The following is a 12,818-nucleotide window of genomic DNA, read 5'->3' as shown; positions in this document are numbered from 1 at the left end:
CACCAAAACATTTTGAAATGTCAGCATTTTGTAAGAGAGCGATACCATTGCTGACGTTTGCATAAAAAAAAGCCAGCAAGATGCTGGCTTTCTCGTCAATGATGTATGTTTTGCGTTATAAGCAGATTAGATTGCTTTAGAAATCGCATCTACCGATGCTTTTGCATCGCCGAACAACATCGCTGTGTTCTCTTTAAAGAACAGTGGGTTTTGAACACCCGCGTAACCTGTGTTCATTGAACGCTTAAAGACGATAACGTTTTTCGCATTCCACACTTCAAGGACAGGCATACCCGCGATTGGGCTGTTTGGATCTTCCATCGCTGCTGGGTTAACCGTGTCGTTCGCGCCAATAACAAGCACAGTGTCTGTCTCAGGGAAGTCTTCGTTGATCTCGTCCATTTCTAGAACGATGTCATACGGTACTTTCGCTTCTGCCAGAAGCACGTTCATGTGACCAGGTAGACGACCCGCTACTGGGTGAATACCAAAACGAACGTCGATACCTTTCGCACGCAGTTTCTCAGTGATTTCGTGCACTGGGTATTGCGCTTGCGCAACCGCCATGCCGTATCCTGGAGTGATGATGACTGAGCGAGAATCTTTCAGCATTTCTGCTACGTCTTCAGCGCTCACTTCACGGTGCTCACCTTCTTCTTCGTCACTTGATACCGATACGGTTTGACCGAAGCCACCGGCGATAACACTGATGAAAGAACGGTTCATTGCTTTACACATGATGTAAGACAGAATCGCACCTGAAGAACCGACCAACGCACCAGTTACAATCAGAAGATCGTTTGCCAGCATGAAACCCGCTGCTGCCGCTGCCCAACCCGAGTATGAGTTCAGCATCGACACAACCACTGGCATATCTGCACCACCGATTGAGGCCACTAAGTGATAGCCAAATGCGAACGCAATCAATGTCATCACAATCAGAGCAAACATGCTGCCGTCTGCTTTCACGAAGTAAATCATGAGTGCCGTTGAGACTAAGATCGCAGCAAGGTTCCACTTATGCTTATGTGGAATGTTCAGTGCAGACGAAGAGATGATGCCGCGCAGTTTACCAAATGCAACGATTGAACCCGTAAAGGTCACCGCACCGATGAACACGCCCAAGAACACTTCAACCATGTGGATGACATGCGCAGCATGCATTTCAGCAGGGTTCGCAAGGTTCATTGCTGGTGGCTCGATAAAGCTGTTGTAGCCTACCAATACCGCCGCCAAACCTACGAAGCTATGAAGCACAGCAACCAGTTCTGGCATTTCGGTCATTTCCACGCGTTTTGCGTAGTAAATACCGATACCACCACCAATTACCATTGCAACGATGATCCACGCGATGCCTTGTGCGTCAGGACCAAAAATGGTCGCAATCAGAGCAATCGCCATACCTGCAATACCGAAGTAGTTACCAGTACGCGCAGACTCTTGTTTTGACAGACCTGCCAAACTCAAGATGAAAAAGAGAGCAGCTACAATATATGCCGCTTGTGTTAAACCTTCAGACATTATCGGCTACTCCTACTTATCTCTACGGAACATTTCAAGCATGCGCTTGGTGACTGTGAAACCGCCAAAGATATTGATGCTCGCAATCAAAACGGCAATAAACGCGAGGAAGGAAACCACCCCGTTGCCTTGACCAATTTGAAGAAGTGCACCAACAACGATAATGCCGGAAATTGCATTCGTTACTGACATCAAAGGCGTATGAAGCGCATGTGTTACGTTCCAAACCACGTAATAACCAATCACACAAGCAAGGATAAATACGGTGAAGTGAGACAAGAATGCAGCTGGCGCAATAGAAGCAACCCAAGCAAATGCACCCACAGCCGCAGCAAGGCCGACGACTTTTTTCACTGGAGACGTAGGTTCTTCAACTTTCTCAACTTTTGCGGCAGGTTGTGCTTTTGGCTTCGCCTGCGGTTGTGCAGAAACTTGAATTGGTGGCGCTGGCCAAGTGACCTCGCCCTCTTTGATCACGGTAACGCCACGTAACACAACATCTTCAAAGTCGATGTCGATGTTGCCGTCTTTTTCTTTGCAAAGCAGCTTCATCAAGTTAACGAGGTTAGTACCGTAGAGTTGTGAAGATTGGGTAGGAAGACGACCAACCATGTCGGTATAACCGATGATTTTTACGCCGTTGTCCGTTAGCACAACTTTGTCGGCTTCTGTGTATTCACAGTTACCGCCATTTGCCGCGGCCAAGTCAACGATCACACTGCCCGACTTCATTGAGTCGACCATTTCTTTGGTGATCAGTTTAGGTGCTGGACGACCTGGAATCAGTGCGGTCGTGATGATGATATCAACGTCTTTCGCTTGCTCGGCGTATAGCTCAGCAGCTTTGCGATTAAAGTCATCAGACATTTCTTTCGCATAACCGTCACCGCTTCCTGCTTGCTCTTCAAAAGCCACTTGAAGGAAGTCAGCACCCATACTTTCGACCTGCTCTTTTACTTCAGGACGAACGTCGAATGCGCGAACAATAGCACCTAGGCTACCCGCAGCACCGATAGCCGCAAGGCCAGCAACACCTGCGCCCGCAACGAAGACTTTCGCTGGTGGGACTTTACCTGCCGCCGTAATTTGGCCCGTAAAGAAACGGCCAAACTCATGAGCAGCTTCAACAACAGCACGGTAACCCGCGATGTTTGCCATTGAGCTCAATGCATCCAAGGCTTGTGCGCGTGAAATACGTGGAACCGCATCCATCGCCAACACATTGATATTTTTCGCTGCAAGCTTTTCCATCAATGCTTCGTTTTGCGCAGGCCAAATGAAACTAACAAGTGTTGTGCCTTCTTTTAGGCTCTCAAACTCGTTATTCCCTTCTACCTCAGCAGGGGCATTAACTTTGAAAATGATGTCTGATTGCCAAACGGATTCGGCATCAACCACTTTGGCACCTGCTTGTTCAAAAGCAGTATTGTCAAAACTGGCAAGCAGACCTGCATCGCGCTCGACGACAACGTCGAAGCCCATTTTTAATAGCTGCTCGACCGTTTTCGGTGTGGCAGCAACTCGCGTTTCATGCGCAAGTATTTCTTTTGGTACACCAATTTGCATAGTTAATCCCTGACTATTGGCAGTGTAAGTAAATTGTTTGTAATGCACTCAAAGCGCTCAATCAAGATATATGTAGGAAAAATACTAAAACAATCAATGATCAAACGAGATTTAAAGCCATACTAACGAGTTTTAGTAAGAAAATAACGTAATTCAGCCATGGACAGAGGTCAGACCTCTCATAACTTTTCTGTTTCAAGCTATTGATTAAAGGCTCATTTAGCGTAAAAACACGCTTTCATCGTTCCGAACAAGATCAATCAAGCGTTTTTCTAGGGCTATTTTTTGACCGAAATTGCGAAATTTTGCTTTGATCTCGGTCAGTTAGCCAAACATTCTGTCGCCCATTTGATCGATAAACGTGTGGGCTTTTTGAAGCATGAGATCTTTCGCGCTTTCTTCACCTGGAAGTAAGTCTGAGCGAATGAAAATATGCTCCTTTATTTCGCCATCCATCTCTTTGCATATACGTCCAGCAATTCGAAACTGTCCGCCTTCTGCTTTTGGCTCTGGGTAAATGAGGTAGCCTTTGTACTCAGTTGGCTCAACAGCACTTTTCCCTTGTTCATTGCTACCAAACAACCAATTAAATAGACCCACGTTAAATCACTCTTTTTTGTTGTCTTTGAATCATAGTGACGAACTGAGAACGCCTTGTCTAGCCTCTTTCCGCATGATGTTTAATCATGACTAAATGCCATCACTCAACGACATAATTATTTGTTCAATAAAGGAAATAGGCGGTGAGCGTGACGTGGATGAGAATAGTTAATCAATATGATAGACCATAAAAGTCTAAGAATAGAGAGGGATAAGTAGGTTTGAGATGCAAGTGACAGCGTCACTTAAATATTCAACAAGTACAAAAAAGCGCTGGTTAAAAACCAACGCTTTTATCGATGATAGGTCTTCAATAAACCTAGCGGATCAGCCCGATGTCACGCTTGATGTGATCTGGTAAATCAGACGTTGAAAGCAACGTTTTGTTTACTTGACGTGTTTGCAAAATATCCATTGCATGGGCAAACAATCCTTTGAGAGAAACCGCATAGCTTTTTTGAGAGTTATCAACAGAAGTAACAACGTGACCGAAATCAACTGCCTGTGTCATTTTATGCTCGCTATGTGATTGACTTTACTGTGCAAATTCTAGTCATTTAATCGCATTGTTCATAATGACTATTTTTTCGACTTTGAATTAGATTATCTAATGCGAATGAATATTTCAGATACACGCAATCTACATACTTACCTGTATAAACAGAATTTCTCACCCAAATTTCGCCCAATGAGACATTATTAATTTTTATTTATCATACTGATTACAATTTGATAGCATTTGGCTTTAACGATTCCTTCTGAGGCTTCTTTGTTAGCATTTCTGAGTAAACATTCATCCTCCCTTCTCGCATTGGCAGCAGTGTTCGGCTTTTTACTTCCGGATTTATCTCAAGCTGCGTTGCCTTTTCTGCCCTACATATTGTTTGTTCTAATGCTGTTTACCCTCATAGGTATCGATCAACCTCTTCTCGTTAAAGCTTTATTTAAAAAAGAGGCGTGGCTTTATGCCCTCTTGCATGGTGGCGTCACAACAGTGATCGTGGCGAGTATCGCGCTCGTCTTCAATGCAAGTTCAGCGTTATTGCTTGCACTCACCGCCGTATGTGCCACGGGCAGCCTCTTCGCCACCCCAGCCATTGTTCGTTCCATGGGCTTTGAGCCGCTGAAAGCAATGGCATTTACCATTGCCAGCACCCTCATGATGCCCGTGATCCTTTATGTCAATCTGACGTTGTTCAGCGGCGACAACTTCGCGCTTGATATGAAAAGCTATTGTCTTCGGTTGGCGGTGTTCATCTTCGGCCCAATGGGGTTGTCTTTCCTGATACACAAAAACGTGTCGAAAGACCGCCTTACGCGTGTTCATGGCAAGTTGGCGCAATTTACGGTGCTTTTGGTTTTCAGTTTTCCGTTTGGACTGGCAGGTCAATATCGATGGCTGTGGAACAGTGATCGCGAATTTGCCATTGCGATGTTCTTTCTCGCATTAGCAATTTGCGTACTGTTTTTCATCGTGGGATTTGTTTGTTATCGAAAGCATGGAAAGGAAGAGGCATTTGTCGCTGCGATTACTGCAGGAAACAGGAATGTGTTACTGACCTATTCCGTGGCGGGCGCATTCCTGGGGCCACTTTATCTGCCACTTATCGGTGCATTACAGCTACCTACTTATATGCAGCCTATCGTTATTCGCTTTCTGCTTAAACGACATCAAAAGCTACAACGCACCTAACGATGCAAGTTGATAGAAACGCTTGCTTTATCGAGCAATAAGAAGGCCCGCCTGCACGTAGCGAGGCGGGAGCATCTTCACATGCCAGTGGCTGGAACGAAGTAAACGAGCGACGCCCAAGCAACGATCCAAAAGGCAATTAATCCAAAATCTAACCAATCACGCTTTTCCACCATAGTATCCCCCTAAGGAAAGCCTGTTTTTGATATCGGCATGCCACGAAGAAACTTTACGTTTTCCAACACCCGTGAAACATTTTCCGATGATGCGGCCGTTAATTAGGTTTTCGGAGGAATGATTGACACTGCATGAACACGTCGCGTTGAGCGGCAAATATTCGCCGATTTGTTCCTCTACGTTCTTATATGCAAAAAGCGGGCACACATTGCGCGAGAAGTGTTCAATGGGGAAAGTAAAGCAATAGATGGTTTTAAGATTACGGAGAAGTCAGTTCCGTAATCTTAGGTATTAATGGAAGCATTCAGTGCTCAGTTCGATTCAGCACAAGGCACGTAGTGTTGAAGCGTTTCTTTAGGCGCACGTAGATTGTCATTGGCGCGGGCATATTCAATAAAACTGTCCGACAAAATAACGCCAATAGACACAGGCTGAGAACCGAGGTTCTTCAAGGCGTCATACCCTTCCTTTCCTTGCGATGTGTAGGCAGACGACACGGCACGGTAGGTTTTCTCTAACGCTACATCGAGCCATTCCCCAGACACAAGCTGGTATTGAAGCTGAGTGATTCGCTGACCTTCTGGCATGTTGCATTCATAGGTATACCGCAACCCAGCGGTATAAGGGAAACTGCCATCGCCCGTCCCTTCAACGCCGTTGTTGGTCGCGTTATTGATCGCCCCTTCTAAAGCGGCTTTGACCTGCGCGCCCGTTGGTTCATACACCATCAAATCGATGGCGAACGGCAACAGTCGCCCAGCAACATCTGCCGCGGTAAGTTTTCCTGCTTCAAGCGACACACGCACACCGCCAGCATTGTGAATGGCGAAATCCACCCCATGACCACGGATATTGGCGGAATAAAGCAAACCTTCGCAGACCAGCGGCGCAATTTGGCTCGGTCCTTTTTCGTCAGGGACACGAATATGGCGGAGTCGATCAGTCAATTTAGTGACAACGTCACTGCGCATAGCTAAGACGGCTGGACGGTACTCCGTGTTCAGTAAAGCTTTCACCTCTTTGTCACCACGACAGTGTAAAACATTCGATTGTTCAGCAAGATAAGTCTTTGCCGCATCAAAATCATGCTCATCAAGCGCCATATCCCAAGAGGCATCCAACGCCAAACCACGGCCGAGCATCAAGTAGTTATCACCCGTGTGCGACAAAACATGACCATCACTGTCTAATGTGACATCAAGCTTGCCAATGGCTAAAGCATGACACCCCGCTTGTACCACCAGCGTGTTGTTAATCTTACGGCCATAAGGCTCAGAATTGCCCAAACCGACATTACTGAAATCCCCCTGTAAGACATGGCTGTGCCCACCCACAATCACGGAGAGGCCCTCTACTTCTTCCGCCATTTTCAAATCTTGGTCATACCCAAGGTGGCTAAGCAGAACGATATTGCGTATCCCTAAGGTGTTGCGAATGTAGGCAAGGGTATTCAACACCACCATTTTTGATTCGAGGAAAGGCGTATCAGCATCCGGCATGGCGATTTGTGCCATTTTATCAATAGAGACACCAAATATAGCCACTTGATGATCGCCGAACGTTTTCACCAGCACTTTCGCGCGCTGTTCTTGTGTATCGAAGTCATACAACAAGGGCTTTCCCTTTAGCGGGCAAGGCTTGTCCTGAATTTCTTGGCTTAAATCCCAGTTGCCAGCCAGCAATGGGAAGGAGATGTGATCAAGGAATTTAGATACCGCGGCGTTGCCCAAATCTAATTCATGATTCCCCAACGCCATGGCATCGAGATCAAGCATGTTCAGCAGTTTGGCGTTGGCATCGCCTTTAAAAAGGTTGTAGTACAAGGTGCCTTGAAAGCAGTCCCCAGCATGTAGGAATAAAAACGCATTCCCATCGCGTTCAGCATTTTCACGGAATTGTGTTGCCACCGTTTTGATACGTGCAAAACCGCCGCTTGTCGCATAGACACGCTTTTCCTGCCCTTTTACAGACAGCGAAACAGGTGTTGGCTCAAAATGGGAGTGCGTATCGTTGATGTGTGCAATTGAGAGCGTGAAATGAGTGACTTTAGGCATGATTCCCTTTGATGCAGTGCACAAAACGAGATGGTATCAGAATCTAAGCCTCGTTCACATACATCACATTTTAGTTAAACCGTTTGATTGCAGGGAGACATTAGCTTGATGGGTGAATCAATGCGCAAGAAAAAGCATCAGTACTTTAATCATCAACCCGAGGGACAAACTGATCATGGCAGCATACCACCACTTCAACTCGTCATTTGAAAGGCTTCGAACACGAAAAAGAACCACATTCACTTGATGCCAATTGTCCGTTCTCGCCGCATATTGAAACGCACAGCGCACCAGCATCACAATGCCAGAGACCAGTAAAACCGTTTCAACTGCCTGCGCGATAACTATCAGCACGCTTGAATTCTCTCTTTTTGGGTCATGTCTTATTCAAATTAAACAAATGACCCGAAAACATTCAACGTTTTGTTTGGCTTTTGCGCCCTAGATGTGAAGGCACTTGCATCCCAACAAAAAGAGGAGCCAAGCTCCTCTTTACGATTTTACGCTGTTGATAGGGTGTTTAGGCTGACTTAATCCGTCAGCACGCCGTTTTCATAATCACGCATGGCTTGGTTAATTTCCTCCATAGTATTCATGACGAACGGGCCATAATGCACCACAGGTTCGTTGATGGGTTCACCTGCCAGAATCAACACACCCGCTTTTTTCTGCGCTGTGAGAGAAATGGTCTCACCTGCAGAAAGCTGTGCAAAATGCCCTTGAGGCACCGTCGTACCTTCAACATCAATATCACCGCGATAAACAAACAGGTTCACTTGATAGCGTTCTGATATATTCAATCTGCGCGTTTCACCTTCATTCGCGCGCCAATCAGCGACGACAGTTTCAACGCCCGTTTTTTGAAGCGGACCTGTTAGCGCATCACCGTTTTCGGTGAGGTTGCCTGAAATCACACGAAGCAAGTTCTTGTTTGAACCGTACTCATTGATCTCTTCTGTCTGAAAATCATGGTACTGCGCGGGGTTCATTTTCTTGGCGGCAGGCAAGTTAATCCAAATCTGGAAACCATGCAGACCACCTTCGCTCATGATTGGCATTTCACTGTGGATCACGCCTTTACCCGCAGACATCCATTGTGCGCCACCTGTTTTCAATTCGCCCACATTGCCCATGTGGTCACGGTGTTGGAAATGGCCTGTCAGCATGTAGGTCAGTGTTTCAATACCACGGTGTGGGTGCGGTGGAAAACCGCCAATATAATCATCAGGATTTTCGCTTTTCAGCTCATCGACCAATAAGAACGGGCTGAACTTTGCATCGTTAAAGCCATGTACTCGGTTAATTTTTACACCGTCACCGTCTTTAGAAGCATGTGAGCGAATGATGCGAGTTACATTTCTTGTTGTCATTGTTCTCTCCTTAGTTGCACCCAGTTTACGAAGGAGCGCAGAGAGACAACACCACCGAGATAAGAACAAGTCATTCAAGTTATTCGAACAACACACCTCTCACCAACAAAATTATCGGTAAAGAACGTTGCATCGCGTTGTGGAAGAAACGTGCAGATCGTCTCCATAAAGCTTTTTGCTTTTGGGGAGCGAAAAGATTCTCTTTGTGGATCGTACAATTTTTGATATTTATCGAACAACAAGGTTAATCACGGATGAATACACATGATCGAGTGGCAAGCTAACCGCCTTTGGTATCAATCTGATGATTACCGTTGCTTCGGCGTGAATATTGGCCAGCGAATGATGATTGTTCGTTTGGACAACGGCGAGTTGCTCATTCACAACCCCACCACATTGACAGAAGACATTCGTCAACACATCGCGAAACTGGGCACTGTCAGCATCATCACTACCGTTAATAACCACCTTCATGCTGCATTGTCCGATTGGTGGCTTGCTTACCCCGATGCGTACTTTTACTCCGCACCTGGCCTCGCATCCGTTCGAACAGACATTGGCTTTGATGGCACATTAAACTCGACCACCTCACCTCGCTGGAAAGGACAACTCTATCAAACCATCATGCGCGGCAATGATTGCAGCGAAGACGTCGTTTTTTGTGACCCTTTGAGTAAAACATTACTCTTTGGAGAGAGTATTCTTTGGTTAAACGAAGGATCACTGGGCCGACAATTGGCGGGAAAGCTGTTGGGTTGCCACAATGAAGCGGCCATTCCTTTCTATCACCAAATGTCCGTGAAAGAACGAAATCTGCTTCGATGGTCACTCCAAGAAATCTTAACATGGCCGTTTGAGCACATATTGCCTGTACATGGAGATCCCATATGGTTCGACGGTAAAAAGAAACTGGCTCATGCCTACGCATGGCTACTCGGACACTGAACACAGCACGTTGTTCAACCCCTTTAGTGCTAAACACGTTATACCCAACCCCCTAAAGATGCAGGATTCAGAGGTACCCATAGGGCGAGTTTTGTTAAACAAGCATCTTGAAGTTGTTTGTGTATATAATGACGCGCAATTTTCTCTCAACAGCAGAAATTAACTATTCATGAAGCAAAATATTCTCACCTTTTTCAAAGGTATGGCCATGGGTGCAGCAGACGTTGTCCCTGGTGTTTCAGGCGGTACCATCGCATTCATCACCGGTATCTACGACACGCTGCTAGAAAGCATTCGCCGTGTAAACCCATCGCTGTTTTCCAAATGGCGCAAAGAAGGCTTCGCAGCTGTTTGGACACACGTTAACGGCACATTTTTATGTTCTTTGCTGGCGGGTATTTTGACGGCGATTCTCACGCTCGCAAAAGCGGTTTCTTACGCACTCACTGAACACCCTGTCATCATTTGGGCATTCTTCTTCGGTTTGATCGTGGCATCTGCCATTCACATGATTAAACAAGTCGATCGCTGGGCAATCGGTGAAATCGCATTGGCAATCGGCGGGGCCGTATTTGCCTACGGCATTACCGTTGCAAACCCTATTACGCTTGAATTCAGCATGCTGACGGTGTTCATTGCAGGTTCAATCGCTATCTGCGCCATGATCCTGCCAGGCATTTCAGGCAGCTTCATTCTGCTTCTTCTTGGTATGTATGCACCCGTGCTCGATGCAGTGAAGAGCTTTAATTTGCCTATCCTTGCGCTGTTTGCGCTCGGCTGCGTGGTCGGTATTCTCTCTTTCTCTCATGTGCTGTCTTGGCTTCTAAATAACTATCGCAGCCTGACCATTGCCTTCCTAACCGGTCTTTTGATTGGCGCGCTGGGTAAAGTATGGCCGTGGAAAGAAGCCATTAGCTTCCGCATCAATTCCTCGGGCGAGAAAGTGCCATTGGTGGAAAAAGTGCTTTCCCCTTCTGCGTTTGAAGCAGCAACCGGTCAACCTTCTCAACTGATGATCGCCATTGTAATGATGATTATTGGCTTTGGTATCGTGATTGGATTAGAGAAGGTTTCTGAGAAACTCGCTGACTAATTGTTCACTATTCAACCAAACACCTAGGGCTGCGTAATGCGGCCCTTTTTTATAGGCGAAATTTCAAGACATCCCTCACACAGATTTATAACAATTGGTGGTAAGCTTTTTGATGTATTCACTACTAAAACATCACCTAATGAAAAGTTCGCAACACCCTCTTCGCCGTTTTGTCAGTGTATTTTCTCTCTTTGCATGTGTTTGGATTGGTTACTTTTTTGCAGACAGCTTTTTGTTTGCCTCTGCAAATGAACAAAACGACATCGCATCAGATTGCGTATTAAGCACCACAGCCTGTGATTTCACCAATGCTACGGCGACCTTGGAAAATGACACCGTAGAACCGCTTGTGCCTTCCACGCTGAGTGTGAACACGGAAAGCGAAGCGCCCTACTTGCTCGTTGAGCTTGAGGGTGTAGAAATGAACATGGGTATCTACAAGTTAAAGTTGGCGAAAACCAACAAAAACCAATTTCAAGGTGATGTGATGTTGCCAATTTGCATGGATGCAGAAATGACATGGCGAGGCACCATTAGCAGCCCTGATAAGTCTATTTCTCTTCCCATTGACGTAAGAATGGTGCGATGAAGATAAAGATCCTTGTGCTCGCCACGGCGCTACTCGCCGGACTCGGAGCCCGTTATTTCGTTGAACAGAACGCAGCAGATGAACCTGTTGCCTCTTCCAACGTCAATCTTGGGTTGCTTCAAAGTGGACAGGACACCATCAACCTTTTCGATAATGCCGATGAACGCGTACGTGTGGTTTACTTTGGCTATACGCATTGCCCCGACGTTTGCCCAACATCTTTGGCTATCCTTTCTGCCGCGCTTAAATCACTGCCCGATGAAACACTCGATAAAGTTCGCCCTGTTTTCGTCACGCTGGATCCTGAACGCGATGATGGCGATGCCGCACAAGAATATGCGGGCTACTTTCACCCGCGCATTGAAGGCAGCAGCGGCTCACAAGATGCGATTGATGCGCTCGCTAAAAAGTATGGCGTGCTTTACCAGATTTCAGCGCTTGAAGATTCAGCAATGGAGTATGCCGTTGACCACAGCTCCTACTTTTACTTCCTAGCGCCAAACGGGAATTTGCTAGAGAAAGTGCCTCACACACTCAATCCAAATATGGTGTCTGATGCCATTTCTCGACTCACAACAAAAACGCAAACACAATAACCAAAAATAGTGACGAAATTTAGCCTACATTCTTCATTTTTATCGCTATTATTGACATACAAACGGAGTCACTTAATGAAATATCGTTCTTCGCTACTCGGGTTAACACTGAGCTTCGCTTCACTCTCAGCATTTGCAAGTGTTGATATTCATGACGCTTACGCACGTGCGATGCCACCAAGTGCCCCGAACAGCGCAGCGTTCATGACCATCGAGAACTCGACGAACAACGATATTTCACTGATTAGCGCGACATCCCCTGCTGCAGGCAAGGTCGAGTTGCATAATCACGAAATGCATGACGGCATGATGAAAATGCGTCAAGTGAAAGAGATTGAAGTGCCAGCCAATGGCAAAGTGGTATTGGAACCGGGTGGTTTGCACGTCATGTTTTTTGATTTGACCTCGCCAATGAAAGAAGGCGACGAAGTATCGCTCTCTTTGATGTTTTCAGACGGGTCAAAAATCAACCAAAACATACCCGTAAAGAAGATTATGGTGAGTAAGATGCATAAGCACAAAAAGAAAGATCACCACTAAACTCCTAAAATTCTAAACTTTTAGGCTGACATCAGGCTTAGTTTTTGTGCTGTATCAAAAATGAGTCGCACCGA

Annotated in this window: 13 protein-coding genes; 6 read left to right on the top strand and 7 right to left on the bottom strand. The window is 46.1% G+C overall.

All coding sequences use genetic code 11. From position 1 onward, the window contains the following. Positions 1 to 126: 126 nt before the first annotated feature. The 4 genes from pntB to EQP46_RS00425 all read right to left on the bottom strand — a co-directional run bounded on the left by pntB (position 127) and on the right by EQP46_RS00425 (position 4,198). Positions 127 to 1,521, bottom strand: coding sequence for a Re/Si-specific NAD(P)(+) transhydrogenase subunit beta (gene pntB, locus EQP46_RS00440; protein ID WP_129491770.1), 1,395 nt, complete (start codon positions 1,519 to 1,521; stop codon positions 127 to 129). A 12-nt stretch (positions 1,522 to 1,533) separates the two neighbouring features. Continuing rightward, a complete protein-coding gene (gene pntA / locus EQP46_RS00435) occupies positions 1,534 to 3,087 on the bottom strand; it encodes a Re/Si-specific NAD(P)(+) transhydrogenase subunit alpha (protein WP_129491769.1) in 1,554 nt (517 codons plus the stop codon). 324 nt (positions 3,088 to 3,411) lie between these two features. Next, a complete protein-coding gene (locus EQP46_RS00430) occupies positions 3,412 to 3,687 on the bottom strand; it encodes an HlyU family transcriptional regulator (RefSeq protein ID WP_129491768.1) in 276 nt (91 codons plus the stop codon). A gap of 319 nt (positions 3,688 to 4,006) precedes the next feature. Further along, positions 4,007 to 4,198: a hypothetical protein gene (locus EQP46_RS00425; RefSeq protein ID WP_129491767.1), complete on the bottom strand. Its 192-nt coding sequence runs from the start codon at positions 4,196 to 4,198 to the stop codon at positions 4,007 to 4,009. A gap of 258 nt (positions 4,199 to 4,456) precedes the next feature. Between EQP46_RS00425 and EQP46_RS00420 the strand changes: the two genes are divergently transcribed. Further along, positions 4,457 to 5,380 (top strand): hypothetical protein, encoded by a 924-nt coding sequence (locus EQP46_RS00420; protein ID WP_240671571.1) that lies wholly within the window; start codon positions 4,457 to 4,459, stop codon positions 5,378 to 5,380. Between the two features lie 488 nt (positions 5,381 to 5,868). Here the strand turns inward: EQP46_RS00420 and EQP46_RS00415 are convergent, their stop codons facing one another. From EQP46_RS00415 to EQP46_RS00405, 3 genes are all read right to left on the bottom strand, one after another. Further along, the gene (locus EQP46_RS00415; protein WP_129491765.1) at positions 5,869 to 7,611 is read right to left on the bottom strand and encodes a bifunctional metallophosphatase/5'-nucleotidase; all 1,743 of its coding nucleotides are present in this window, start codon (positions 7,609 to 7,611) and stop codon (positions 5,869 to 5,871) included. A gap of 117 nt (positions 7,612 to 7,728) precedes the next feature. Beyond that, positions 7,729 to 7,965 (bottom strand): hypothetical protein, encoded by a 237-nt coding sequence (locus tag EQP46_RS00410; protein WP_129491764.1) that lies wholly within the window; start codon positions 7,963 to 7,965, stop codon positions 7,729 to 7,731. Between the two features lie 176 nt (positions 7,966 to 8,141). After that, positions 8,142 to 8,981 carry a pirin family protein gene (locus EQP46_RS00405; RefSeq protein WP_129491763.1) on the bottom strand — a complete coding sequence of 280 codons (840 nt, stop codon included), beginning with the start codon at positions 8,979 to 8,981 and terminating at the stop codon, positions 8,142 to 8,144. 264 nt (positions 8,982 to 9,245) lie between these two features. Between EQP46_RS00405 and EQP46_RS00400 the strand changes: the two genes are divergently transcribed. The 5 genes from EQP46_RS00400 to EQP46_RS00380 all read left to right on the top strand — a co-directional run bounded on the left by EQP46_RS00400 (position 9,246) and on the right by EQP46_RS00380 (position 12,744). After that, entirely contained in the window at positions 9,246 to 9,926 is a 681-nt protein-coding gene (locus EQP46_RS00400) for a methanol oxidase (RefSeq protein WP_129491762.1), read from the top strand. Between the two features lie 169 nt (positions 9,927 to 10,095). Further along, positions 10,096 to 11,019: a polyprenyl-phosphate transporter gene (locus tag EQP46_RS00395; RefSeq protein WP_129491761.1), complete on the top strand. Its 924-nt coding sequence runs from the start codon at positions 10,096 to 10,098 to the stop codon at positions 11,017 to 11,019. A 139-nt stretch (positions 11,020 to 11,158) separates the two neighbouring features. Continuing rightward, entirely contained in the window at positions 11,159 to 11,608 is a 450-nt protein-coding gene (locus tag EQP46_RS00390) for a hypothetical protein (RefSeq protein WP_240671569.1), read from the top strand. Beyond that, the gene (locus tag EQP46_RS00385; protein WP_129491759.1) at positions 11,605 to 12,204 is read left to right on the top strand and encodes an SCO family protein; all 600 of its coding nucleotides are present in this window, start codon (positions 11,605 to 11,607) and stop codon (positions 12,202 to 12,204) included. Before EQP46_RS00390 ends, EQP46_RS00385 begins: the two co-directional genes overlap by 4 nt. Before the next feature lie 75 nt (positions 12,205 to 12,279). Beyond that, on the top strand, positions 12,280 to 12,744 hold the full coding sequence (locus EQP46_RS00380) for a copper chaperone PCu(A)C (protein WP_129491758.1): 465 nt from the start codon (positions 12,280 to 12,282) through the stop codon (positions 12,742 to 12,744). The last annotated feature ends 74 nt before the right edge of the window (positions 12,745 to 12,818 follow it).

This window comes from Enterovibrio baiacu, assembly GCF_004120195.1.
In the GTDB taxonomy this organism is placed as follows: domain Bacteria; phylum Pseudomonadota; class Gammaproteobacteria; order Enterobacterales; family Vibrionaceae; genus Enterovibrio; species Enterovibrio baiacui.
This window is presented reverse-complemented; position numbering and strand designations above follow the sequence as displayed.